Origin of the sequence: Streptomyces sp. NPDC059832, from assembly GCF_042731715.1 — a bacterium.
In the GTDB taxonomy this organism is placed as follows: Bacteria; Actinomycetota; Actinomycetes; order Streptomycetales; family Streptomycetaceae; genus Streptomyces.
In genome coordinates this window covers 103,094-127,138 of sequence record NZ_JBHWIY010000001.1, presented here as the reverse complement: position 1 = coordinate 127,138, position 24,045 = coordinate 103,094, and the positions used below count along the sequence as shown (strand labels likewise).

Genomic DNA, 24,045 nt, shown 5'->3' with positions numbered 1-24,045 from the left:
CTCACCCGGTACTGCCGGTGATCCCGGCCGGTACCGGTGCCCCAAAGGCGGCCAAGGGGGCGTCCGCGGAATGGTCCGCGGGACGGGACGGCGGGACGGTTCCCGGCATCCCGGCGCGGTAGTTCGCCGCCGCGCCCTCGGGCACCAGGCTCGGCAGCAGCAGCGACCACAGCCCGGTGACCCGGCGTTGGAGCTCGGCGTAGGGCATTCCCGTACCGGCCAGCGTCTCGATTCCGCAGGCCGCCGCGGCCACCAGCGATTCGATGCTCTCCCAGCCGGTCCCGGTACGCAGCTCCCCCGCTTCCCGGGCCTGCCACAACAACTCGCAGACCGCCGCGAGCCAGACGCGGTGGAAGTCGGTGACACCCTCCCGCAGACCCGCGCACTCCTTGGTGATACGGAAACCGGCCGGGATCGACGGTTCCTCGCGCAGATTGAGGGCCAGCCAATGGGTCGTGTCGACCAGGGTCTGGAGCGGGCGGAGTCCGGCTGCGCGCAGTTCGCGCACCGACTCGTGCAGCAGTGCGCATCCCCGCAGCTGGACGGCGCCCGCCAGTTCCTCCTTGGAGGCGAAATGGAAGTACAGCGCCCCTTTGGTCACACCGGCGAACGCGGCGATCTCGCCGAGTGTCGCGTTCGCGTAGCCGTTGCGGTGGAACATCTCGGCCCCCGCCTGCACCAGCTTCCTGCGGGTCCGCTCCGACCTCTCCTGCACCACGCTGCCTCCTCGGCCCATGGTCCGGGTACGTGTCCGGGCCACCGGGCGGGTCGCGGCCGCGCGCCCGGCGTCGCGTGCGGCCATCTCAGCCCACGCGTACGAGTCGCTCGGCGCCGCTCTCCGCCGTCGTCGGGCTCTCGGGGCTGGCCATGAGGATCGAGCGCTGCAGCCTGCGCAGGGCGGCCGACGGCTCCAGCCCGAGCTCACGCACCAGCGTGGTGCGCAGCCGCTGGTAGACGTCGAGGGCCTCGCCCCGGCGGCCGGAGCGGTGCAGGGCGAGCATGAACTGTCCGTGCAGGTTCTCGTGGGTGCGGTACCGGCTGACGAGCACGGTCAGTTCGGCGAGCAGCTCGCGGTGCCGCCCGATCCGCAGATCGGCCTCGATGCGCTGGTCGAGCGCGCACAGCCGGGTCTCCTCCAGCCGCTGGGTCTCCATGTCCAGCTGGATGCCACCGTGCACGTCGGCGAAGGCCGGACCGGACCACAGGGACAGCGCCTCGCGAAGCTGCCGGGCCGCGCCCGGGAAGTCGCCCCCGTCCATCGCCCGGTAGCCCATGCCGGCGAGCCGGTCGAACTCACGGACGTCGCTGGTGCCGCCGCCACTGTTGAGCAGGTAGCCGCCCGGCAGCGTGACAAGCACATCCTTGGCGGTGCCGCGGTCCGATTCCCCATCGGCCGGGCCCTGTTCCAGGGCGGTCGCGATGAGGGCCCGCAGCTGTAGTACGTAGGTCTGCAGTGTGGTCCTGGCGCTGCGCGGCGGGGCTCCCGCCCACAGTTCCTCTATCAGGGCCGAGACCGGAACGACCTGGTCGGAATGGAGCGCCAGCAGCGCCAGCACCTGTCTTGGCTTGGCGGCGGTGGGCGTGATCGAGATCCCGTTCTCCCGCACCGCCAGCGTGCCCAGTACTTCGATGTCCACGCCATACTCCCCTGTCCGTGGATGAGCCTCGGCCAGTAAAAAACAGGACAGGCGGTTTGTCAACACAAAACCGACCGCACTGTTCGTCCCCTCGGAACGCCTGATTCCTCCTCAAATATCCACCCTGAACTGCACAGTTACTACGTATCGACGGTATGGAAGCTCCCTAGAGGACCAGCTCACCCCTCATCCAGAGCGGAAGGAATTCGCCAAAACAAACCAGCAGGTCTTCTCCTTGATCAGCAGTCGGCCGGACAGTCCGGCGACAGTCCAACCGGCAACCGGTCACACCGACCCGCCCCGACCGACCACCGACGTGCCACTGACCAGCCGCTGACCGGCCGGACCACGAAAGAGCCCCGGCCGCTGGCCGGTCGGGCCACGAAAAAGCCCCGGCCCTTCGCAGAACGCGAAGGGCCGGGGCTCCGTCACACCACGGCTACGGCCGCCGGGTTCCCCCGGCGTCGATCACAGTGAGACGCGCCGCCGGCACGAGCATCGGCAGCAGCAGCCGCCAGAACCGCGCGACCGTCGACGCCGAGAGCCATGTCGAGTCCCGGACGCCGAGCACCTCGAACCCCACGGTCGCGGCCACCACAGCGGTCACCACGTCCTGGACCGCCGCCCCGCGGCGCAGTTCACCTTCGGCCTCGGCCTGCTTCAGCGTCTCCTCGACCCAGTACCCCCAGCGCTGCCGCAGGTCCACCCGGGTCGGGCGGGACGTCTCGCCGCTCAGCGCGAAGCCGACCCGCAGCACCACGTCGCCGCGCAGGGCGTCGGCGAGCGCATGAGTGACGTCGACGAGGAGTTGCACCCGGCTCGCCCCGGGCGGCTGCTCGCCGTTCGCGACGGCCAGCAGCCTGGTCAGCGCCTCCTCCTCGACGACATCGACCAGGACGGCCTTGCTGGCGAAGTGAAAGTGCAGCGCTCCGTTGCTCACGCCCGCCTGTGAGCTGATCGCGGTGAGTGACGCCGTCGAAAACCCGTCCCGGTCGAAGACCTCGGCCGCGGACCGGATCAGGGTTTCACGCGTACGCGCCGCGCGTTCCTGTTTGACCATCAACTGCTCCGTCACTGCCGGGGGTTGCCGTGCTTGCCGAAAGGCAGACATGACTATAACAAACCGCGCGTGCGGTTTTTGAAAAGATTTCCTGCTCATCCGTCAAACATCGGGACCATGAGCGGGGCCGGGGCCGGTTCACCCACCAGAACGCTGCGGGCGCACCTTGAGTCACCCCACTAGAGGACGACTTGTGTCACGCTCGAACCATGTGGCCCGGAAGCAGACGCCAACTCGGCACCGAAACGCGCCGATCTGGCTCCCATCCCCAAGAACAGGCAAATCGGAATGAACGCCTCCGCCGTTTTTGAGCGACAAGGACTCGGAGACACTAGAAATTAAACCGGTTGGTATGTATTTTCAGGCCAGGAACAGCCCTGAACACACCTCTCGCACCAGCCCAGGGGGAGCAATGTCTGCGAGCACGTTTCAGGTCGAGCGAACAGCGTTCGACAGAGAAATGACGAGAGACGCCAAGGCTTCCACGATCAAGCCCGGCGGGTTCTACCCCACCACTCTGACCACCACCGTCCCCAAGGAACTCGTACATCGGTCCGCAGTCGCGGAGGTCATGCTCACCGACTGGGAGCGGGTGGACGACACCCACTTCGTCATGTCCGCCCAATGGCCACGCGGCCACAGCTTCTTCACCCCGGTCGCGGACGGCTACCACGATCCGCTCATAGGCTGCGAAACGCTCCGCCAGATCGGGATCCTCCTGGGACATGCGGAGTTCGGTGTGCCCTTCGGCCACCAGTTCCTCGTCTGGGACCTCGACATCGCCGTGCGTCCGGAGCATCTGCGGATGGGCTACGAGCCCGCGGCCCTCAGCATCGACGTCGACTGCACGGAGATCAACCGACGTGGCAGGAACCTGTCGGGGCTGCGCTTCGAGGCGGTCTTCCACCGCGACGGGAACGTCGTCGCGACCGGGGGCGGTTCCTTCTCGTGCATGGCGCCCGCGGTCTACCGGCGGGTGCGCGGCGAGCACATGCCCGGCGGCAACTGGTACCAACTGCCGCTGATCAGCCCGGCGGCCCCGCAGAGCGTCGGGCGCATGTCGCCCATGGACGTGGTGCTCTCCCCCACGAATGAACAGAACTGCTGGCAGTTGCGGGTGGACACACGGCACCCGGTGCTCTTCGAGCACGCGGTCGATCATGTGCCGGGCATGGTGCTGATCGAAGCCGCCCGCCAGGCCACGGCATCGACCCTCGGCCGCTCCTCCTACCTCCCGCTCGGCATCGCCAATGAGTTCAAGCGGTACGTCGAACTGGACACCCCGTGCGTGATCGAGGCGTCCCTGCTGTCCGACACCCCCGGAGACGAACAGAGCGTTTTGGTGACCGCCCATCAGGACGGTGCGCTCGTCTTCACCTCCACGGTGACCGCGGGGTCGCACGGTAGCCGGCCCCTGCCGAACGGCATCTGACCCGTGCCGAACGGCGTCTTATCCGCGACGGACGGCGTCTTACCCACGTCGGACGGCGGCTGTCCCCACCAGGCAGCCGCCATGTCCGCATGCCCTCACCTGTGTCCGAAGGCACTCAGGTGATCGCTCGCCCAACCGCGGAAGGTTCCGGCCCGCCGGCCGAGCAGACCGGCGACCGTGCCGTCCACTCCCGCCTTCGAGCCCTCACGGCCGCGCTCCGCGCTTTCCAGCAGCGCCTCGACGATGTCCGCCGGATAGCGTGCGCCCAGTGCGGTACGGGCCTGCTCCGGGCCCAGTTCCTCGAACCGGAGCGGACGGCACAGCAGTTCGGCGAGCTGGGCCGTCTGCTCGACCGCGGTGATCGCCTCCGGACCGGTCAGCGTGTGGACCCTGCCCGCGTGCCCGTCCTCGGTGAGGGCACGCACCGCCACCTCCGCCACATCACGCGGATCTACGCAGGCGTTGGCCGACGCCCCGTACAGCGCCCGCACCACGTCGTCCGAGCGGATGGACCCCGCCCAGGAAAGCGCGTTGGACATGAACGCGCGCGGACGCAGCAGAGTCCACTCCATACCGGATCCGCGCAGCAGGTCTTCGTTGCGGCGCTGCCACCGGGTGATCAGGTCCTCGGCCCGGCCGTCCGCGACCGCGGCCGCGGAGAGTTTCACCACGTGCCGCACGCCCGCCGACCGAGCGGCCCGGAGGAAGCCCCCGTCGTCGTCCCCGCCGGGATTGGTCACCAGGAAAACGGTGCGAACCCCACGCAGAACACCCACCAGCGAAGCCGGATCCGAAAAATCCCCGGGGACGATCTCGGCCGCCGCACTCGCACCCGTGACTCGCCCCGGATCCCTCGCCATGATGCGAACTGCCAGGTCAGCCGGGACCCTTCGGACCACTTCGCGCCCGATGGTCCCCGTGGCACCAGTGACAAGAATCATGGACTTCCCTCTCTTGTCTGACATTTCCCCGGCCGGTACAGACGAGGAAGCGGCCTGTAAGATACGAACTGGACGGTTTCTTTACCGGCCTCCCGACGTTCGACCACCCTGAGGAGGGAGGAGGCAAAGTGGCTGAGCAGCTACGAGCCATCCGTACCCGTCAGACAATTCTTTCGGCGGCGGCCAAGATCTTCGAGGAACATGGGTACCAAGCGGCCACCATCTCCCAGATCCTCACCGAGGCGGGAGTGACCAAGGGCGCCCTGTACTTCCACTTCCACTCGAAGGAAGACCTGGCTCAGGGCGTCCTCTCCGAGCAGGACCAGCGGATCATCGTTCCGCACCGCGCCTCCAAGGTGCAGGAGATCGTGGACGTCGTGATGCTGCAGGCCCACCGACTGCAGACCGATCCCATGGTGCGCGCCGGTGTGCGGCTGACGATGGACCAGCTGGCGCAGAGCCTCGACCGGAGCGGCCCGTTCCTGCGCTGGGGCGAGGTCGGCCTCGACCTGCTCCAACAGGCCCAGGCCCAGGGCGAGTTGCTGCCCCACATCTCGCCGTCCGAGACGGCCGACGTCATCGTGGGCTCCTTCGCGGGCATCCAGTCCATGTCGCAGGCCGTCTGCGAGTACCGCGACCTTGTGGGGCGGGTCTCCGCCCTGATGCGTCACGTGCTGCCCAGCGCGGTGGTGCCGTCCGTCCTCGCCTCGCTCGACCTCTCCGAGAGCCGTGGAGCCACGGTCTACGCCGAGGCCGTGAAGGCCGCCGAGATGCGGGACCTCGTCGAAGCGACCGGCTGAGCACCGGATGTTCCTGTGGGGCACCGTCAAGGGTGCCCCACAGGAGCGGCGCCCTCGGGGCCAACTCCCTTGTGGTCGACGCTCTTGCTGTCGACGCTCTTGAGGAAGTGCGCCGACAGCACTTCCGTCAGGTCACGGCCGCCCGGCACCCAGGCGATGTAACCGTCGGGCCGCACCAGCAGCGCGTCGTGCGGCACCTCGGGAGTGGGCCGGGCACGGACCACATGCAGGACCCCCGCCCATTCCCGTGCCGCCTCGCGGTGGCCACTGTCTTCCTCGCCGAGGAGCAGCAGCAGCGGCCGACCGTCGCGCAGCAGCCCGATCACATCGGTCTCGCCGGTTGCCGTGCTGAGCACCGCATTACGGAGAAACGTTCCCGTTGCCCGGCAGACTCCCCTGGCAGGGGCCGATCCCCCGGTGGAGTCCGATGCCCCGGTGTGATCCGGAAGCACCGTGTCCTGTGCGCTGATCATGCCGCCGAGGTGCCCGTGCTCACGGTCCGCCGACAGAACTCCGGTGAACACCCTTCGTAGGGCGTCGAGTTCGGGGCCGGGCCGCATCAGGGCGAGCTGGGCCTGCGTCTGGTCGATGACCCGCCGGGCGACGGGACGGCGCTCCAGGTCGTAGGTGTCGAGCAGACCCGCGTCCGCCGATCCGTGCACCGCCAGCGCCAGCTTCCAGCTCAGGTTCAGGGCGTCGAGCACCCCGGTACTGAGGCCCTGTCCACCGATCGGGAAGTGCACATGCGCCGCGTCGCCCACCAGGAAGACCCGCCCCGCACGGAAGGTCCGGGCCAGCCGCGCGAAGTCGCTGAACCTGCTGAGCCAGCGCGGCTCGTTCATCGCGATGTCCCGGCCGGCGATCCAGGACACCTCTCGGCGCAACTCCTCCAACGTGGGCGGCAGTTGCCGGTCCGGATGGGCACCGTCGCAGTTCAGCGTGCGGATGTGTGTCCTGCCCTCCGCGTCGAGCTTGGCCACGATCCAGCCGCGCTCGGTGCGGTGCCAGCCCTTGGGAAGCTCGTCCGGCTGCGCGAGCGTGACGGCGCCCATGAGCGCGGACACCGTCGCCGGGTGGGTATCGGAGGCGATGGCCGCCTGGTCGCGGACCGTGCTGCGGGCGCCGTCCGCCCCCACCACGTACTCGGCGAAGCAGACCGCGGTCCCCTGCGGCCCCTCGGCCGTGACCCGTACCCCGCCGTCCTCCTGGACGACCTCAAGCACCTGGTGCTCGCGCAGGATCCATGCCCCGGCGGCCCGCGCCCGCTCCTCGAAGTGCCGCTCCAGCTCCACCTGGGGGCACTTGAGGATCGGCTCGGGTTCGCGTGCGGGAACCGTGATGGTCAGTCCGGGCAGGCCCGCGAAGTGGAACGGGCTCTCCGCCGCGCCGTCGGTGTACGGGTACCCCTCCCCCGGCAGGTGACCGCGACGGGCCAGGGTCTGCACCGCTCGGGCGTGCAGCGTGGTCGCCTTGGGCTGCTCGGACACCTCGGCCCGGGATTCCAGGAGCACGGTGTCGACTCCGTACCCGGCCAGTTCGGCAGCGACGAGCATGCCGACCGGTCCCCCACCGACCACCACGACCTGTGCCCGTACCGGACATTCCCCCTGCACAGCGACGCCTCCCCCTGGCTGCGGTCCATCCGCTGAAAGAAATATACCGGACGGACTGTTTCCAGGGGAACCGGGATGGCGACCGGACCGGAGTGCGTGCCCGGCACTGACGCGGGAACCACTGCCGAAGCTCAACCTGAGGCTAAGGCTGAAGCTCCCGCGTCGCGGACGACATCGGTCCGCCCTCAGAGCGCTCGGTCTTGTGCCCCTTGCTGCCCGGCGCGAGGGTCCGCACATCCACGGCCTCCGCCGGCGCCCCCCTCGCGTACAGCCCGTCGGGCTCGGTGTCCCGGTCGTGCGGCAGCAGCCAGAACACCCGTCGTCTGAACGTGCCTGAGGAGCGGGACGGCTTGGCTCTCGGCCCCAGCAGGGCGTACCCGACCATCCGGCCGTCACGGTGATACGCGGGTCTGCCGCGCCGGGTCGGCAACCGGTCCAGACTCTGGCGGACATAGTCGAGCCGACTGATGTCCTCCAGCCAGACCAGGTCCATTTCGTCGACGATCTCGTCCTCTGCGATGAGGGCACTCATACTGTCTCCTCGTCCGCGAGCAGGCCGATGCCCGGGTAGTACTTGCGCTGGTTGGAAAGGATCATTTCCTTGGGTGACGTCAGTCCCACCACCTCGCGGACACGTGCCGCGAAAGCCCGGGACGATATCGCCGGTGCGCCTTCATTCTGGCACCAGCTTCTGTAGGCCGCGTATAGCTGCGCTTGCTCGGCGCGCAGATCGGCCTCAAGTCGGCAGGTCTCGTGGACGAAGCGCCCGGTGTGGTCCTCGGTCTCGGCGTACGCCGTGGTCGCGATGCGGACCCGCTCGGGACCCGAGAGGTCCTTGTCGCCCCCGAGGTAGCGACGGGCGCCTTCGATGAGCCAGTTGAGGATGCCCGGACCTTCCTGGGTGACAAGGATGTCCGCCAGGTTGTCGATCTTGCGATCGTCGGAGACGACCCGCTCGAACGGGATCAGCCGCATGCGCCGCCAGAACGCGAAGCCACCCGTGCCCACCTCGGGCCGGTGGTTGCCGAGCAGCCACATCTTGTGCGTCGGCTCGAAGCTGAAGAAGTCCTGCCGCATCCGGCGCGCCTTGATCCGGTCGCCACCGGTGAGCAGCTTGACCCGTGCCTCGTCGAAACGGTCCCCCGGCTTGACCTCGCTGCACACGATCACGCGGCGGCCGTGCAGTTCGGCCAGATCGGTGGGATGGCCTTCGTACGGACGCGACATCAGAAACCCCGGAGGCGCCGCGTCCGCGTAGTCCCCGAGCAGCTTCATCAGGACGTCCAGCAGTACGGACTTGCCGTTCTTCCCGGAGCCGAACAGGAACGGCATGACCTGGGCGCCGACGTCCCCGGTGACGGAGTAGCCGAGCAGCAGCTGGAGAAAGTCGATCATCTCCGCACCGTCCGGCCCCTCGCCGAAGGTATCGGTCAGGAATCGGTTCCAGCGCGGCGTGGGCATCGGCTGTGGCGCGGCCGAGGTGGAACGGGAGTGGAAGTCCTTTGTCGGGTCTGCGGCACGGATGTGTCCGGTGCGCAGGTCGACGACGCCCGCGGGCGTGCACAGCGCGTACGGATCGGCGTCCAGCCGCGCCGCGTTGAGCACCATTCCCGGGGCTGACTTCGCCTGCGTCAGCATCGCGTTCATCCCACTGGTGCTCAGCGTGCGACGGCGGTGCTGCTGCAACGCGGCCGGAGTGCAGACGCCTCGCGGATCGGTGGTGGCAATGGACTCCGCCAGGTCGCCCGCCGACCACATCACGGTGTCGTCCTCGTCGATCTGCCAGCGGGTGCCGTCCCATCGGTACCAGCCGATCCCGGGAACGTGCCGGTAGTCGTTGCGATAGAGCTTGACGAACAATTTGGCGTTGCCGCGGTCGGTGAGCGTGTCGGGCAGCAGCCCGTCCGCCGTCGCCTCGCCGTCCCCCTCCGGTGCGGCAGCGACCGTGTACCGCGCGGACTCGTCGCTCTGCCGGGGTGCCGGGACGGGCTGCGCAAGGATCTGCGCGGCCACGGCCTGGACATCGAAGGCGGACAGTGCTCTTTCCTCGTCCACGCTCACGCACGCCCCCCGAGGGACAGCGGGCGTGCCAGACCCGCGCTCAGCCCGCCCCGGATGATGGCCAGGCATCGCCGTTGCTGCCCCGGGCGGGCCTGCTCGGCCGCATCCCGCAGCACCCGGGTGGCCTCGGCCTCGGTGAGGTGCCCAGCTGCGACCAGACCGCCGGCGGTGTACGCGGCCCGGTTCAACTTCTCCGAGAACGCGGCGCCTTCGGATACGGCCGCGCATGCGGTGACCTCGGCGAGAACTCCGGTCAGTACCCGCTCCCCCGCCCCCCGTCCGCCACCCGCCGCGAGAACCGCCTGCCGGGCGCGGGGCGGCACAGGCCGGGTCCCCGGCATGGAGGCAGACGGCAGATGCCCGGTGCGCTCCAGCTCCCTGGCGAGCCAGGCGGGCAGCGGAGCAGGCACCCGGACGGTTCCCACCGGCCGATAGATCCCCGCGGGGGTCACGGTCCCGGGCGCCACGATGTACCCGCCGTGCGCCCGGACGTCGACCTGCCAGGCGAGGGCCCGGCCGCCGCCCGACCCGGAGGAGCACTGCCAGTGGTGCCCGCCGTCATTGCGGTACCACACGTGCAGGCCTCCGGACGGGGTGCGGACCCGCAGCGTCGACTCGTCGTCCGCCGGGCTGGCGGCGCCGCGCAGAGCGGCCAGCACTCCCAGGGTGTGGAAGCCATTGGCCAGCCCGGTCAGGTCGACCCCGGCGGAGATCCCGACACCGGGCAGCAGCCGGTCCCGGTCGGGGAGTTCGCACGCATGCGCGTCGACATCGATGACGACGAGGCCGGCCGGACCAGTGGCAACACCCACCCCGAGGTCGGGGCGGGAACCCCACCACTGCCGGATCCGGTCAAGATCGAGCGTGGCTGCATGAAACCCATGACACCAGCGGCCCGCACGGATACAGTCGCACCCCCCTCGGGCATGACCCTGTACGCGGCACACCTCGCAGTTGCCCACAGGCGTTTTACGGCCCGGAGCAAGAGGATGAACCGGCCACCCCTGGCGCGCACACCACGAAGCAGTTGTCAGAGGCTGCGAAGCGACCGATGCAGATCTCACGAACTGCCGTGGGTCGCTGCGCGAAACCTGCAGCTCAGCTGCCATTCACTTCCCCCATCAGCGACTGAAGCGACTCAACTCCCAAAATCAGATTAGCGAAATCTGAGGGAGAGGAGAGGCACATGAGACAGAACGGATGTACGCATCCGCAAGAAGCCCCAGCGACCGAGCGACTGAGTCCACAGCGGCTGACGGTCGCTCAGTCGCTCGCCCGAAGGCACACAGAACACCAGGTCAAAGGCTTGCGCAACACAGAACAGCGACTGAAGCGACTCAAGCTCGCCATATATGACACACACACGCGCTCACACGCACACGCACGAATGTCTCCATATACCTGAACCTTGAGTCGCTTCAGTCGCTGTTCTCTCTCGACTGGCGCCCTGACCTGCCGTTTTAGCTCCATGACCGAAGCGACTCAGCACTCATTCAGTCGCTGGCGTTCAGTCGCTGAACCCGCTCCCCCACCGCCCGAACCGTTCAAGTCCGTCTGGATCCGGACTCAAGCGGCCTCCCCATCACCACCGCCCCCACTGGCGCATACCAGCCAATCGCGCCCACCGAGGGACACGGACATACGGGCCTACAACAACGGGAGTTCCGTCGCACAGGCGGCCAACACACCTGCTGCAGCGCGTAGTTCCGTGCTCGTTGCCACCACCACGGCGGCTGGGCCGGGCCGGGAACCTATGCCAGTCCCCCGGCCCGCCCTCACCGGGCCGTTCACCGAACCGAGCTGGTGCCCTCGTCGAGGATTCTGTCGACAAGGATCTTCCGCTGCGCCTCATCCATCTTTCTCAGTACGAGGTCGGCAACCTGATGACCATCGTGCCAGGGCATCTTCGTGACCTTGCCAAGGGCGACGATGCCGGACTCCCCCGGGGCCAGCTGTGTCGGCGCCACCTGTCGTCCGGCCTGCTCCGATCGCTGGCTGGGCACTTCATCCTGCGTCGGCGATACCGATTCCCGCGTCCCGGGACTATCACGCCGTGATAGCTCGGCCTGACGATCCTCCGAGCTATCACGGCGTGATAGCTCGGCTTGCTGCTCCCCCGGGCTATCACGCCGTGATAGCCCTACATGCTGCTCCTCCGGATTATCACGGCGTGATAGCCCCGTCCGCTGCTCCTCCGGGCTGTCCGGGGTATCCGGGCTGTCCGGGGTATCCGGGGTATCCGGGGTATCCGGGCCGTCGGAAGTGCCGGCGTCGGCTCCGGTCCCTTCCACTCCACTACTCTCTTCAACTCCCCCGTTCTCCGGATTATCACGGCGTGATACTTCACGCGCTGCCAAACGCCTCTGGCCACCTGCGGCAGCCCGTGCGTCCGCCTGCTGACGCTGCTCATCGGGCGGGAGCTTGGAGAGATTCCGTACGTGCTCGATCGTGCGGCGCCCCTCCAGCAGGTCCGCTTGGAGTTGTGGATCGAGGTCCAGCACGGAGAGCTTCGACGAGATGGTCGACTGGGCGATGCCGAGTCTCTTGGCTGCCTTGGTCTGGGAGCCGTAGAAGTCGACGAGCGTGCGCAGGGCCTGCGCCTGCTCCAGGGGGTTCATGTCGTCACGGTGGACGTTGGCGACGAAGGCCGCTTCGAGAAGCGACTCGTCGGTGGAGACAAGGGCGTTGTCGACGCTGACGCGAATCGTCGCAGCTCCGGCGAGACGTGCTGCGGCAAGTCGGCGGTGACCGTCGATGACGATGTACCGGGCGCCCTCGTCGAGGTCGGCCGTGCGGTCCGGCCGCTCTGCCAGGTAGGCCTCGACGGAGGCCACCGTGACGGCGTTGACAAGACCGATCTCCGCGATGCTCTCCGCCAGCCCCTGGAGATCGCGGAGCTCCTCGCGGGGGTTGTCGGGGTTCTGGCTGATGAGGCTCAGAGAGAGCTCGGTCGGTTCGGGAACGCCGGCCGTCGGCACGCCCGTAGCAGCACCGATCGCAGCCCGACGCGCGCTGATGGGGCGGGCCTGGGCGAAAGAGGCGCCTGCTCCGAGGTTCTTGGCCTTACTCACTTGCTGATCTCCCGGGCGAGGGCGCGGAGTGCGACGGACTGTTCGCAGCGGGGTGCGTAGGCAAGAAGCGGTCGCTTGGCACGGACGGCTTCCTTCTGTTCCTTGAGGTCTCCGATGACGCCTACGACACGGGGATCCTTTATGGCCATCCAGGACTGGAGCGAGGAGGTGGCGATGTAGCCGCGGCGGGCGTCGTAGTGGTTGACGACAAGGCCGAGGTAGTCGACGTCGAGCGCAAGGTCGTTGCGCATGTCCTCGATCTGGGACGTGAGCAGTTCGTAGGCGTCGGCACTGCTGTCCTCGGCCTGGACCACGATGAGAACGCCGGAGTTGCCGGGCACTTCCTGCGGGCGGCGGCGCCCGTAGTAGGTGGCGGCGTCCATGCTCAGGCCGAGGCTGGGCGGGCAGTCGATCAGGATGACGTCGTAGTCGGGCTCGACCGCGGAGAGGGCTCGTTCGAGGGCCGCTTCGCGTGCGCGGACGGATGCGAGACGTACATCGAGGAGAAAGGCATCGGTGCAGGCGGGCAGAAGATTCAGACGCCCACCGAACCGGTCTTCCTCGATCGTCACAATGAGGTCGCTCAGTGGACCCTTGCCATCACCGGCCATGTGATTGGTGAGGGAGTCCCCGTCCATGGCGAGGGGGGAGTGGCCGAGCTGCTTGGTGAGGTGCCCCTGAGGGTCGAAGTCGACGAGCAGGACCCGTTGCCCGAGTCCGGGCAGATCCTCAAGAGCGAGAGGATCATTGGCAGCTTCCTCGTCATCTTCGAGGAGTGCGGCAAAGTGCTTGGACACACGAACCGGCACCAGGGCGGTGGAGTCTTCCGCGAGAGCCTCGCCGGTTCCGGCAGTGACGGCGGTCTTTCCGACGCCGCCCTTCTGGTTGCAGATGACGACGCGTCGGACGATGTCGGGACGCTTCACCGCGGGAGCGGGATGGCTGTCCAGCCACACGCGTACGGACTGGGCCAGACCCTGGATCAGGGATACCCCCCGGAGCTTGCAGTCCGAGCGGAATCCGGTCCACAGCTGGGCGGGCAGGAATGTCGCGAAGGACTCCGCCCCAGAAGTGTCGATGGGGGAGAGGTTGGATCCGAGACCGCGCCATGCCGTGATGCCGGCTTCGACAGCGTCCTGCATGTCGATGCCATGTTGAACGGCGCGGACCTTGAGTTCCTGGCGGAGCCAAGAAGGCAGCTTCGAGACGACCTTCTCACGGTCGCCCCTGATGTCGGGTGTCGTCATAGTTCGTCACTCTACTAACGCCATAGATCAATTGAGCGCATGAAACGTTAGCTGTGTCGCCTTTTTCGGTGTGGGGCTATCACGCCGTGATAGCCCCACACACCTGCCGCCGGAGCCCCTCAGCTATCACGCCGTGATAATCCCAGGGCCCGAGGCCGAGGGATGCCTTTGAAACAGCGTGTCCGCACGAAGCACCCATGTCATGCACACAGGGCCCGGGGGAGTGGCTCATGAAGAAGTGTCACTGCTCATCATGGTGGACCCACCGCTACCGCCACTGTCACTGCGAGCCGAACACGGCAATCACCAGCGGCAATACCGTATACATCCGTACCCACTTCAGCTAAAATGCGCCCCTTTTGCAACTGATACCTTCCGCCGCTCCCCAACCCACACAGAGCAGCAACTGGATTCGCTACAGGACATCTTGTCCATCGCGGGTGCCGAGCTGACCGGCGGTCAGCTGATGAACCATCGCGGACAGCCGGGCCCGGGGGAGTGCGGGTCGGACAAGACGGTGCAGTGGCTGATCACGGTGGGGGGCTCGGGTAGGCACTCCCACCGCAGGATCCATGACCCTTTCGTCGGGGCTGACTTTCGTCGGCTGAGGTTCAGTACGGCGAGTAGATGGCTTCAGCCGGTGACGCCCGCCCAGGAACACCAACTGACGCCCGAGATGACGTGCGCGCCCGACTCAGACGCACACTCCGGCCCTGAGGGCGACGCCGAACGTCGGGTGCGGGTTCTTCTTTTATAAGAGGCGCCGGGCCTCGAAACAGCGCTGACCTGCGCATATGCGATGTTGATCATGCTCTGGCCGACACATTTGGTAGGTCGAAATGTTAACCTGGCCAGCACATTTGGCCTGAAAAGTAAGGCTCAGCCTAACTTTTCAAACCGGCTGAGCACGCCGGAAAAACCGCAGGTCAGAGGCGTGCCGGTGCCGGGTGAACGCCCCGACGAATGGCATCGATCCGAATCGATCCGAACAAAATGTGCCGCAATATTGACACCGGAAGTTAGGCTGAGCCTAACTTCCGGCACTTTCGCGCACTAAAACTTCGGCTCAGTCGAACTTTTGAGGTGGGCGCGTTGACCTCTGTGACTCGGAGCGTGTCGAGCCGTCAAAAGTAAGGCTCAGCCGAACTTTTGGGATAGCCTCGGACCGCCTGAGCAACAAGGAGGGTCCAGTGACATCTGAAACGCCGTCGCGCCAGCCGCGTCGGCCACGAGCAGTTCCCTCTCCCGCGTCCTCGCCGGAGAGCAACACTGTGTACGACGACATCCTGAACCTGCTGGGGGAGCAACTCGGCGCGACCGCCCAGGAGACAACACCGGCGAGGACAGGGAAGCCCAAGCTCAAGGGCGTCACCTTCGAATACGAGAACGACCCTCGATCCATCCACAGCTTTGCCGGAGGCGCCGGCTACAGCCTCGCCAGCAACTGGTTCACCCAGCTGCTGCCCCAGCTCTTCATCGCCAACGGCATCACGAAGAGCCAGCTGTGCGTGTTCCTGTACGTAGCGGGCGGACAGAGGCCCGGCACCGGGATCGCGGAGTACACCCAGCAGGAGATCACCGACGGCCTGAACGGGCTCGCGGTCAAGAAGCCCGGCGCCAAGATGATCACAAGGCCCACCGTCAACCGCGCCGTCCGAACCCTCTGCGAATACAAGTGGCTGGAATCGGCGGGGAACGGGCGGATCCGCCTCAACGTGACGCTCTGGTTCCAGGGCAACAGCGCTGCCCAGCACGATGTGCTCGCGCAGATCGCCGCGGACCACGACGACGACCCCACCGCGTTCCCGCACAGCATTGGTCCCGAGATGGTCCACCACCAGGAAGCGCTGGACCTTAACCTGGAAGGCGTAGTGCCCGAGCCTGTCAGAAGGAAGCGCACAGGGTGATGCCCGCTACTACGACAAGCCGATTCGATACGGAGGAAGGCACCGATGGCCGTTGCAGTCATGTCGCCCCTCGTTGCTGAGCGCATCTGGGCCTTGCCCATCGGTGCCGCCCCGGTGAAGTTCCTTCAGTACCTGGTCTTCCGGAGCGAGAACGGTGGCGCACTGCCGAGCCAGCGCGAGATGGCGGTGGAGTACAAGGTGAAACCGCCCACCGTCAGCGCGCTGATGGAGCCGCTGTTCGAGCTGAACCTCGTGCTGCGCTCCCGCGCCGAAGGCCGAGGGGGCAACCGGTACCGACTCCACCCACTCGCCGCCAAGTACGAGAGCGTGACGGACATGGAAGCCGCCTTCGCGTACGCCCTCGAAGAGATGAAGAGCGGCAAACTGCCGACTATCCACCTACCGGAATACCGAGCGGCACCGCCGACCGAGGGCCGCCCCGACCTCCGTATTGCCTGACCCGGCAAAATCAGAGGCCCCGTCATCGCAGATGACGGGGCCTCTGTGCCTGAACAACAAGTTGTGCGCCCCACTATACCGGTACACGCGACGGCCGGCGAGGCAGCCGCTGTCGCCGGCTGGGCCGTGGCACCTCAGCCGGAGCTCCTTGTTACGTTCTCACCATGTGCCCATGGAGGCGCCGTCATACGGGGCCGAAACAGTGACGCGCATGAACACGAGCATGCGTGTGAACCCGAACCCGAACGCAAGACGGCGGGTTGTCTCCGTACTCCTGGCCCTGTCCGCCTCCGCAGCGGCCCTGGGCGCCCCTGGTGCGGCAGCCGCCCAGGAGCCGTCCCATGCCAACGCCGCTGTCCCGCCGATCCGTTGGGGCACCTGCCCCAAGGCCGAGCCGCCCTACCCCGATCCCAGCCCGAGGGCGCAGTGCGCGACGGTCAAGGTACCGCTGGACTGGGCGAAGCCGAAGGGTCCGAAGATCGGCATCTTCGTCGCCCGCTACCGGGCCACCGACCCCGCACGGCGGATCGGCGTCCTGATGTCCAACCCGGGCGGCCCCGGGGCTGCCGGTGCCGATGACGCGCTGTACGCGGACGACCCCATCGAGGGCTACTCCCCGGCCATGCTCCGGCGCTTCGACATGATCGGCTTCGACCCTCGCGGCATCGGCCGCAGCCAGAACGCCGAGTGCGACGAGGCCATCACCGGCTCGATCCCGGCCCGCCCCCGCAATGCGGCCGAGTTCGAGCGGATGCGCACCCTGAACGGCCGGCTGGCGGACAGCTGCCTGAAGAAGACGGGGCCTCTCGCCGCCCATATGGACGGCGAGAGCGTGGCCCGCGACATGGACGCGATCCGTGCCGCCCTCGGCGAACCCGAGATCAGCTTCATCGGCCATTCCTACGGCACGTTCCTCGGCGAACGTTACGCACGCCTGTTCCCGAGCAGGCTTCGCGCGCTGGCCCTCGACAGCGCGATGGACCCGGACCGGCCGAACGCCGAGCGCTACCTCACCGACGGCAGCGTCACCATCGACAACACCCTGAAACGGCTCGCGGCCTGGTGCAAGACGGACACGGCCTGCGCGCTCAAGGGCAAGGACCTGGTGGCTGTCACCGACAAGCTGTTCGCCCGCGCCGACGCGGGCACACTCCGCGATCCGGGCCCGAATGGACCGACGCGGACCAAGGTCGACGCCGACCAGCTGTCCAATTTCCTCACCTTCGCACTCGGCAAGGGGAGCCCGGAGGCCACCGCACGGCAGCTGGCCGCCCTTAACACGGGAAAGGGGGAGGTCAACTGGTTCCCCGTCGGCATAGATTCCGACTCGCAACTCGTGTTGTGCCGGGACTACGACTTCCGGATCCGCGACTACGCCCAGTACCTCGCCATCCGCAAGAGGGTCGCGAAGGCCGCCCCGCACGTCCGCTACAACGCCCAGGCCCTGGACAGCGTCCTCGGCTGCCAGGGCTGGACCATGCCGCCGAAGTCCCGGCCCGCCCGAGCCAAGGGCGATCTCCCGCCCGTCCTCGTGGCCAACGCCACCCATGACCTGGCGACTCCGCTGCCGGGCGCGCAGCGCATGGCGCGCTCCTTCCCGAAGGCATCTCTGTTCACGATGGACGTCGTGGGCCACTGGCTCTATCGCAGAGGCGGGACGGAGAAGGCAATGCGAGTGATCGACACCTACCTCACCAACCCGAAGGGCTGACCCGGAAGTCCCGGCGGCGGGCCGACCGCGCCGCCCGCCTCCGCACCGATCGTTCTGTCCGGGCTTCGTCATCCTCGAAGATGCGCGTCAGATCGGACAGGCGCTGGGCGCTCAGGTGGTGAGGTTCTGAATGAGGGGCCTGAGCTTAGGATCGCTCCTGACGAACTTCCGGAGGTGCCCTCCGGTTTGGCGGTCAGGGACACGCATGGGAGCCTCCGGCGTTGCGGTGGAGATCCTGTGAGGATGCCTAGGCCAGTCCCGGTGGGCTCACCGCCTCGGCTGAGAGTTGTGCCCAAGGATTCCGATCAGCTCCATGCGCGTGCGCCTTGCGGTTGGTGCCAAAGCACGGGCGGGGCCGAACTCATCCGGCCCCGCCCATCTGTGGTGCAGACGCTTCCGCTACGCCCCGGAAGCCGTGCGCGCCTTGATCAGTCTCTGCAGGAGGACCTCCCGCTGCTTTTCCCCCATCTTTTCGATCACGATGTCGGCCACCTTTTCCCCGTCCAGCCACGGCATCTTCACTACGGCCTTGCGGGGCGCGGGGAGCTCGACATCGGTGCTCGTCGCCCCTGCCTCGTTGGACTGCTCGGTCCCGTCCGTGGCCGGGGGAGTACCGGTAACCGGCTCCGTAGCCGGGGGAGTACCAGTAACCGGCTCAGTGGCCGGGGGAGTACCAGTAACCAGTTCCGTGGCCGGGGGAGTACCGGTAACCAGCTCAGTGGTCGTCGGGGTGCTAACGGCGTTAGCACCCCGACCGCGCCGTCGCTGCTGACGTTCGGCACGAGCCGTCAGGGCTTCGTCGGCTGCGCGCTGTTGCTGCTGTGGCGGCAGCCGTCCGACGTTGCGGGCGACCTCGACGGGCAGGCTCTTGTCTTCCACGGCCTGCTGAAGGTCGGGGGTGAGCTTCAGCAGTGCGAGTCTCTGGGTCACCCAGGGGCTGGACTTTCCAAGGGCACGGGCGACCGCACGCTGCGAGCCGTGGACTTCCACGAGGCGTTCCAGCGCTTTGGCCTCGTCCAGCGGATCGAGGCTTTCGTGCTGGATGGCCGCAGTGAGGGCCGTCTCCAAGAGAGTGTCGGCGCTATCCGCGAGGGAGTTGTCGATATGGACGGGCACGTCGTCGAGGCCGGCCAGCTTGGCTCCGGCCAGGCGGCGGTTTCCGTCGACGACGACGTGCGTAGCGGAACCGAGTTCGGTGTCGTGCCCGGGGTGTGCGCTGAGGAAGGCGGCACGGGTCACGACGGTGAGGGGCTGGATGACGCCTCGCGCGGTGAGGCTGTCCGCCATGTCCTCCACGGCTCTGAGTTCTTCCCGGGGGTTGAACGGGTTGTGGGACAGCTGTGTGACAGCCAGCCGCGGTGAGGTGATCTGGGCTTCGGCGCCAATGGTCGGGGCAGGGTCATCGCCCTGTCCGGCATATCGGGCGAAGGACGCGGCGCGGCTGCTGATGGGTTGGCTGACGGCATCGAAGGTGGCGGATGCTCCGAGAGCGTCTGACTTCTTCATGCGAGCCCCCGGACAATCTGCCGCATGCTGTGGGCCTGGTCGGATTCGGGGGCATAGTCGAGGAGCGGGCGTTGCATGCGAACGGCTTCGCGCTGTTCCTTGACGTCCGGGATGACCGACAGCACAGGCGGGCTGCCGAGCGCCTTCCACTTGTCGAGTGAGGACGTGGCGATGAAACCGCGTCGGGAGTCGTACTTGTTCACGACGAGTCCGAGTTGGTCCACGGTGATGTCGTAGTCCCGTGTCAGCGATCCGACCTGGTTGATGAGCATGCCGTAGGCCTGGGCGGAAGTGTCTTCGGCTTCGACGGGGATGACGAGTCCAGAGGCCCCGGGCTTCTCGCCCTCACGCTGCCGGCCGTAGACGAGACCTGCGTCCATGGCCAGGCCGAGGCTGGGCGGAGAGTCGACGACGATGACGTCGAAGTGTTCCTCGATGGAGGCCAGGGCACGTTCCAGAGCGGCGTGGCGGGGGCCGCGGAAGACGGTGAGTCCGGAGTCGAGGAGGAAGGCGTCGAAGGCTGCCGGCAGAACACGGAGCCGGTCACCGAACTTGGCGCCCTGTATGACGACGGTGAGGTCGATGAGGGACTGCCGAGTGTCGTCACGGTTGAGCATGTGGGTGACGAGGCTTTCCTGACCGGCTGGGATGGCCTTGAGGCCGAGCTGGTGCGAGAGGTGGCCTTGCGGGTCATAGTCAACGAGGAGGACGCGACTGCCGCGTTCGGCGAATGCCTGGGCGACACCGGCGGACACCGCCGTCTTACCGACACCCCCCTTCTGGTTGCACACCACGATCCGGCGTACGGAAGCGGTGTCTTCGCCGGCGGGGTTCCGCTCCAACCACAGAGCCACTACCTGGGCAAGACCTTGGATGTAGGAGACGCCTCGCTGGCGGCAGTCGCCCTTGAAGGAGTCGTAAAGCCCTTCGGGAAGCCAGGTACCGAAGGATTCCGCACCCGCTGTCTCAATGTGGGGGAGTGGAGAACTCTGAGACTGCCAGAGCTGCACACCGGCGGTGACGGCATCCTGGACATCGATGGAGAGCTGGGCCGCGCGGACCTTGAGGGCCTGTCGGAGGGATGCGGGCAGCTTGGAGACCAGCTTCTCCCGCTCACCTCCTGTGTTGAGAGATGACATGGCGGCAGCTTACTGCCGCGAAGTCCACTCAAGCGACAACGAATCGCACGGTTTCAGCTGATCTCGCGTTAGCTGTTGGAGGTGCTAACGGCGTTAGCACCTCCGCGGGACATCATCGGCGCCCATGGCGTAGCCGGAATCACCGCAGTCGCGGCCGGTCATGGCGGACGCTGAGTCAGCGTGCGTCTGGACGATTCGGGAGGTTCGAGGTGGCGTGCGGAGGCCGGGCCGGTCGCTCCCAGAGCCCGGCCAGGTGCGCGTGGAGGACGTTGTGAGCCTCTTGCGGGGTGAGGTGGCCGATGAGGACGTGCGTGGTGAGGCCGTCCGCGAGGGCGAGGAGGGTGCGGGCCTCAAGTCGTGGATCGAGGGGAACTGCGCAGTCGGCGTCCTCGCCGGCTTCCGAGATGAGGTGGGTGAACGCCTCTTGCAGGGTTACGTAGTTCGCCTTGAGCGTCTTTGCGAGCGCCTGGCTGACAGCCGCCTGCGCGACGAAGGCGAGCCAGACCCTGGCCTCGGCTCGGTGCTCTTCCCGGAGCAGTGAGATTTCAGCGGCCGCGTGGCCCAGGGCGGTGCCCGCCGACTGGGCCGGGCTCCTGACGAGCCGGGCCCGTACACGCTCGTTGACCCGCTCGCTGATGTGCCCGAGAGCGAACACGAGCATCTCTTCCTTGGTACGGAAGCACCGCTGAACCGCACCCATCGACACCTGCGCGCGGGCGGCGACATCCCGAAGGGTCACGCCCTCCAGCCCGCGTTCGTCGGCGAGGTCGCACACGGCCTCGGCGATGAGGCGGCGTCGACTCGCGTGATCCACCTGCTTGGGCATGCCCGGTCGCCTCCTTGTTTTCACAGCACTCCGCTTCGCAGTGCACTTTATTCGATGCGCACGCATCGGTTCCAGGGGTAGGGTTCCGATGCAAGCGCATTGGTACGTGGATGAGGAAGGAAGAGCCATGCAGGACGCTCTGTGGAAGATGTCGGCCTCCGCGCAGGCGGAGGCCGTGCGCAGCGCAGAAGTCTCGGCTGCCGAACTGGTCGACAGTCATCTGGACCGCATCGCCGAGGTCAATCCGCAGGTGAACGCGGTCACGCAACTCCTGGCGGAGCGCGCGCGGGAGGCCGCGGCACAGATGGACCGTCGACGGGCCGCCGGTGAAACGCTGGGACCGCTCGCGGGCGTGCCCTTCACGGTGAAGGAGAGCACCGCCATCGAAGGCGTGCCGACCACGTTCGGCACGGAGCGCTTCCGCGATCTGGTGGCATCGGCCGACGCACCCCCGGTGGCCCGGCTGCGCGCGGCCGGGGCCATCCCCATCGGACACAGCAACATCCCCACCCTGATCCTGGCGGGGATGCACACGCGCAGCGAACTGTTCGGCGACACGGTCAACCCATGGGACAGCACCCGGACTCCGGGCGGCACCAGCGGGGGCGACGCCGTGGCCGTCGCCACGGGGATGGCGGCACTCGGACTCGGCAACGACTCTGGAGGGTCGGTTCGCATCCCGGCCCAGTTCTGCGGCGTGGCCGGGCTGAAGCCGTCCACGGGCCGGTTCCCCGCCGACCACCGTATTCTCGGCCCGGACGACCCCGGCCCGGCATCCCAGATCCTGGTCACCGACGGCCCGATGGCCCGGAACGTGGGCGATCTTCGGCTTGCTTACGAGGTGCTGGCCGGAACCGATCCGCGAGATCCACGGGCCGTGCCGGTGCCTGCCTACGGCGAACCGCTCACCGGGCCGGTGAAGGTCGCGGTCGTGGTGGACCCCGGCGGGCACGGCGTCCACTCCACGATCCGCCGAGCCGTCTCCACCGCGGCCGACGCGCTCCGCGACGCCGGATACGACGTGCGCGAAGTAGCAGACGTACCGCGGATGGACGAGGCCCTGGAGGCATACGGCCGGATCACCGTGACCGAGTTCGCCCCGAACTGGCCGATGGTGCGCAGGCTGCTCGGCAAGGGCGGCGACCGCTTTATCGAGATGGCGATGGAGCAGACCCCGCCCGTAAGCGCGGCCGAGTTCATGAAGCTGATGGGTACCTGGATGAGCATTCGCCGCTCATGGGCCGAATTCCTCGACGAATACCCGCTGTTGCTCGGCCCGGTCTTCACCGAGCCACCTGTCGAGCCGAGGCTGGAATCGCGTGACAGGGCGGGCAGGGATCGGGTCGGGTCGGGAATGCGCCTGTGCACCGTCACCAGCTTCGTGGGCGTACCCGGTGTGGCCATACCGACCGGGATGGCCGATGGGCTCCCTTCCGGAGTGCAGGTCGTCGGGCGCGCGTTCCGGGAGGACCTGTGCCTGGACGCGGCCCAGGCGATCGAGGACCGACTCGGGGTGCTCACACCGGTCGACCCACGGGTGTGAAGCCGGGCCGATCGGTCCTTGAGCCATAAAGGGCTCAGACTCTCGCCCTCGCTGCGCACAGACCCGGTGCGGGGGCGAGGGCACCCGGGCACACGAAGCCCTCGCGCCTTCGACGGCCCGTCCGAGGGCGACCAACCGTCCAGCGAACTCAAGACACCCCGGAGGGACGACCACAGGTGCCGCTCGGCTTCGCAGGCGTTCTCCGGGCGTTCTCGGATGTCTCGGCCGTTCCTGCGGTCAGCTCCTGTTCGCCGGGCAACGGCCGGGGCCTCCCTATTGGCGAAGCGGATCGGGGGCGAGGGTGATGGTCATCCACGGTACGGCGACTTGGCGGAAGCTGTGCCCAACAGGCTCCAGGCCGGCTCGCCTCCGGAGCCGGTCCACGTCAGTTCCTCCTTGCGGAAAACGACCCACGACATCGCCGGTGAGCCGGAGAGGAGCGTGCAGTGCTCGCAGGAGCACAGATGGGGGTCGTCCGGAGCGCCGGTCACCTCGTAAGCGACGTTGCCGCACTGGCAGCGCCCCGTCCGTCGTTCGGGCGCGGAGGTCGGTCCGGTCATTCGAACATCTCCCTGATGCAGCGAAACGTCGGGAGCGTCAGTTTGCTACTGGACCGGGATCCGGGTCTGGTGTTCGGCACTCCAGAGCCTGTAGGTGGGGCCATGTTCACCCCGAGCGGTGAACGGCCTCGGGCGGGGCCTCGGCTGCCGGGCCGGTTCCGGACAACGACGTGGTCGGTCATCCGGCAGACGCTCCCGACCAACGATCCTGCGCCGGCTGGTGGCAGCGGCGGAGAACTCCTCCCGTCGGCCACAAGCCGATCCTGTGACGCCGGACCGGGCCCGTACGGAGATCGGTCTCGTTGAGTCCCTTCTTCAGTCCCTCCTTCAGTCCCTCCTTCAGTCCCTCGACAAAAGCGCAGGTCAGAGCCATCTGCGCGGCCTGGACAGGGGACTGAAGGGACTGAAGGGACTGAAAATCCCTGTTCCAGTCATTACGCGTGTGCGTACATGCGTACGCGCAAGAGAAGGCTCTTTCATCGTGAGCTGTTCATAACTGAGACTTTCAGTCCCTTCAGTCCCTCGGCCGAGC

20 protein-coding genes are annotated in these 24,045 nt (G+C 67.4%); 6 read left to right on the top strand and 14 right to left on the bottom strand.

Annotated features, from left to right (window positions below; genetic code table 11):
- Position 1 precedes the first annotated feature (1 nt).
- From ACFV8T_RS00585 to ACFV8T_RS00575, 3 genes are all read right to left on the bottom strand, one after another.
- Positions 2-718 (bottom strand): ScbR family autoregulator-binding transcription factor, encoded by a 717-nt coding sequence (locus ACFV8T_RS00585; RefSeq protein ID WP_385322961.1) that lies wholly within the window; start codon positions 716-718, stop codon positions 2-4.
- Positions 719-803: 85 nt separating this feature from the next.
- Entirely contained in the window at positions 804-1,637 is an 834-nt protein-coding gene (locus ACFV8T_RS00580) for a BTAD domain-containing putative transcriptional regulator (RefSeq protein ID WP_385322959.1), read from the bottom strand.
- Positions 1,638-2,076: 439 nt separating this feature from the next.
- Positions 2,077-2,697 (bottom strand): ScbR family autoregulator-binding transcription factor, encoded by a 621-nt coding sequence (locus ACFV8T_RS00575; RefSeq protein ID WP_385322957.1) that lies wholly within the window; start codon positions 2,695-2,697, stop codon positions 2,077-2,079.
- Between the two features lie 460 nt (positions 2,698-3,157).
- On the opposite strand from ACFV8T_RS00575, the gene ACFV8T_RS00570 reads away from it, so the two are divergent.
- Positions 3,158-4,129: a ScbA/BarX family gamma-butyrolactone biosynthesis protein gene (locus ACFV8T_RS00570; RefSeq protein ID WP_385322955.1), complete on the top strand. Its 972-nt coding sequence runs from the start codon at positions 3,158-3,160 to the stop codon at positions 4,127-4,129.
- A 95-nt stretch (positions 4,130-4,224) separates the two neighbouring features.
- Here ACFV8T_RS00570 and ACFV8T_RS00565 read toward each other — a convergent pair whose 3' ends face one another.
- Positions 4,225-5,070 (bottom strand): NAD(P)H-binding protein, encoded by an 846-nt coding sequence (locus ACFV8T_RS00565; RefSeq protein ID WP_385322954.1) that lies wholly within the window; start codon positions 5,068-5,070, stop codon positions 4,225-4,227.
- 128 nt (positions 5,071-5,198) lie between these two features.
- On the opposite strand from ACFV8T_RS00565, the gene ACFV8T_RS00560 reads away from it, so the two are divergent.
- Positions 5,199-5,870, top strand: a complete 672-nt coding sequence (locus ACFV8T_RS00560) for a ScbR family autoregulator-binding transcription factor (protein WP_385322952.1) — start codon at positions 5,199-5,201, stop codon at positions 5,868-5,870.
- A 26-nt stretch (positions 5,871-5,896) separates the two neighbouring features.
- Here ACFV8T_RS00560 and ACFV8T_RS00555 read toward each other — a convergent pair whose 3' ends face one another.
- The 6 genes from ACFV8T_RS00555 to ACFV8T_RS00530 all read right to left on the bottom strand — a co-directional run bounded on the left by ACFV8T_RS00555 (position 5,897) and on the right by ACFV8T_RS00530 (position 13,862).
- A complete protein-coding gene (locus ACFV8T_RS00555) occupies positions 5,897-7,483 on the bottom strand; it encodes an FAD-dependent monooxygenase (protein ID WP_385322950.1) in 1,587 nt (528 codons plus the stop codon).
- Positions 7,484-7,625: 142 nt separating this feature from the next.
- Complete coding sequence (locus tag ACFV8T_RS00550; protein ID WP_331748648.1) at positions 7,626-8,015, bottom strand: DUF6009 family protein; 390 nt, start codon at positions 8,013-8,015, stop codon at positions 7,626-7,628.
- Positions 8,012-9,544 carry a phage/plasmid primase, P4 family gene (locus tag ACFV8T_RS00545; RefSeq protein ID WP_385322948.1) on the bottom strand — a complete coding sequence of 511 codons (1,533 nt, stop codon included), beginning with the start codon at positions 9,542-9,544 and terminating at the stop codon, positions 8,012-8,014. The genes ACFV8T_RS00550 and ACFV8T_RS00545 overlap by 4 nt, the downstream gene beginning before the upstream one ends.
- Entirely contained in the window at positions 9,541-10,653 is a 1,113-nt protein-coding gene (locus ACFV8T_RS00540; RefSeq protein ID WP_385322946.1) for a bifunctional DNA primase/polymerase, read from the bottom strand. The genes ACFV8T_RS00545 and ACFV8T_RS00540 overlap by 4 nt, the downstream gene beginning before the upstream one ends.
- A 678-nt stretch (positions 10,654-11,331) precedes the next feature.
- The gene (locus ACFV8T_RS00535) at positions 11,332-12,615 is read right to left on the bottom strand and encodes a ParB/RepB/Spo0J family partition protein (RefSeq protein WP_385322944.1); all 1,284 of its coding nucleotides are present in this window, start codon (positions 12,613-12,615) and stop codon (positions 11,332-11,334) included.
- Positions 12,612-13,862: a ParA family protein gene (locus ACFV8T_RS00530; RefSeq protein ID WP_385322942.1), complete on the bottom strand. Its 1,251-nt coding sequence runs from the start codon at positions 13,860-13,862 to the stop codon at positions 12,612-12,614. Before ACFV8T_RS00530 ends, ACFV8T_RS00535 begins: the two co-directional genes overlap by 4 nt.
- Before the next feature lie 1,271 nt (positions 13,863-15,133).
- On the opposite strand from ACFV8T_RS00530, the gene ACFV8T_RS00525 reads away from it, so the two are divergent.
- The 3 genes from ACFV8T_RS00525 to ACFV8T_RS00515 all read left to right on the top strand — a co-directional run bounded on the left by ACFV8T_RS00525 (position 15,134) and on the right by ACFV8T_RS00515 (position 17,939).
- Positions 15,134-15,769, top strand: coding sequence for a hypothetical protein (locus ACFV8T_RS00525; protein WP_385322940.1), 636 nt, complete (start codon positions 15,134-15,136; stop codon positions 15,767-15,769).
- Between the two features lie 45 nt (positions 15,770-15,814).
- Positions 15,815-16,228 carry a hypothetical protein gene (locus ACFV8T_RS00520; protein WP_331748658.1) on the top strand — a complete coding sequence of 138 codons (414 nt, stop codon included), beginning with the start codon at positions 15,815-15,817 and terminating at the stop codon, positions 16,226-16,228.
- 211 nt (positions 16,229-16,439) lie between these two features.
- Positions 16,440-17,939, top strand: coding sequence for an alpha/beta fold hydrolase (locus tag ACFV8T_RS00515; RefSeq protein ID WP_385322938.1), 1,500 nt, complete (start codon positions 16,440-16,442; stop codon positions 17,937-17,939).
- Between the two features lie 399 nt (positions 17,940-18,338).
- Here ACFV8T_RS00515 and ACFV8T_RS00510 read toward each other — a convergent pair whose 3' ends face one another.
- The 3 genes from ACFV8T_RS00510 to ACFV8T_RS00500 form a co-directional block, all read right to left on the bottom strand.
- Positions 18,339-19,445, bottom strand: coding sequence for a ParB/RepB/Spo0J family partition protein (locus ACFV8T_RS00510; protein ID WP_385322937.1), 1,107 nt, complete (start codon positions 19,443-19,445; stop codon positions 18,339-18,341).
- The gene (locus ACFV8T_RS00505) at positions 19,442-20,584 is read right to left on the bottom strand and encodes a ParA family protein (RefSeq protein WP_385322935.1); all 1,143 of its coding nucleotides are present in this window, start codon (positions 20,582-20,584) and stop codon (positions 19,442-19,444) included. Before ACFV8T_RS00505 ends, ACFV8T_RS00510 begins: the two co-directional genes overlap by 4 nt.
- A 175-nt stretch (positions 20,585-20,759) precedes the next feature.
- The gene (locus ACFV8T_RS00500; RefSeq protein WP_385322933.1) at positions 20,760-21,410 is read right to left on the bottom strand and encodes a TetR/AcrR family transcriptional regulator; all 651 of its coding nucleotides are present in this window, start codon (positions 21,408-21,410) and stop codon (positions 20,760-20,762) included.
- A 127-nt stretch (positions 21,411-21,537) separates the two neighbouring features.
- Here ACFV8T_RS00500 and ACFV8T_RS00495 point away from each other — a divergent pair, with 127 nt between their 5' ends.
- On the top strand, positions 21,538-22,953 hold the full coding sequence (locus tag ACFV8T_RS00495; protein WP_385322932.1) for an amidase: 1,416 nt from the start codon (positions 21,538-21,540) through the stop codon (positions 22,951-22,953).
- 308 nt (positions 22,954-23,261) lie between these two features.
- Here ACFV8T_RS00495 and ACFV8T_RS00490 read toward each other — a convergent pair whose 3' ends face one another.
- Entirely contained in the window at positions 23,262-23,513 is a 252-nt protein-coding gene (locus tag ACFV8T_RS00490; protein ID WP_385322931.1) for a GFA family protein, read from the bottom strand.
- Positions 23,514-24,045 lie beyond the last annotated feature (532 nt).

Bases quoted from the DNA above. Each gene is read 5' to 3' on its own strand.
- ACFV8T_RS00495 (WP_385322932.1), top strand. From the start codon at position 21,538: ATGCAGGACGCTCTGTGGAAGATGTCGGCCTCCGCGCAGGCGGAGGCC.
- ACFV8T_RS00490 (WP_385322931.1), bottom strand. From the start codon at position 23,513: ATGACCGGACCGACCTCCGCGCCCGAACGACGGACGGGGCGCTGCCAG.
- ACFV8T_RS00550 (WP_331748648.1), bottom strand. From the start codon at position 8,015: ATGAGTGCCCTCATCGCAGAGGACGAGATCGTCGACGAAATGGACCTG.
- ACFV8T_RS00540 (WP_385322946.1), bottom strand. From the start codon at position 10,653: ATGGCAGCTGAGCTGCAGGTTTCGCGCAGCGACCCACGGCAGTTCGTG.
- ACFV8T_RS00565 (WP_385322954.1), bottom strand. From the start codon at position 5,070: ATGATTCTTGTCACTGGTGCCACGGGGACCATCGGGCGCGAAGTGGTC.
- ACFV8T_RS00575 (WP_385322957.1), bottom strand. From the start codon at position 2,697: ATGGTCAAACAGGAACGCGCGGCGCGTACGCGTGAAACCCTGATCCGG.
- ACFV8T_RS00570 (WP_385322955.1), top strand. From the start codon at position 3,158: ATGACGAGAGACGCCAAGGCTTCCACGATCAAGCCCGGCGGGTTCTAC.
- ACFV8T_RS00500 (WP_385322933.1), bottom strand. From the start codon at position 21,410: ATGCCCAAGCAGGTGGATCACGCGAGTCGACGCCGCCTCATCGCCGAG.
- ACFV8T_RS00530 (WP_385322942.1), bottom strand. From the start codon at position 13,862: ATGACGACACCCGACATCAGGGGCGACCGTGAGAAGGTCGTCTCGAAG.
- ACFV8T_RS00505 (WP_385322935.1), bottom strand. From the start codon at position 20,584: ATGTCATCTCTCAACACAGGAGGTGAGCGGGAGAAGCTGGTCTCCAAG.
- ACFV8T_RS00515 (WP_385322938.1), top strand. From the start codon at position 16,440: ATGAACACGAGCATGCGTGTGAACCCGAACCCGAACGCAAGACGGCGG.
- ACFV8T_RS00510 (WP_385322937.1), bottom strand. From the start codon at position 19,445: ATGAAGAAGTCAGACGCTCTCGGAGCATCCGCCACCTTCGATGCCGTC.
- ACFV8T_RS00520 (WP_331748658.1), top strand. From the start codon at position 15,815: ATGGCCGTTGCAGTCATGTCGCCCCTCGTTGCTGAGCGCATCTGGGCC.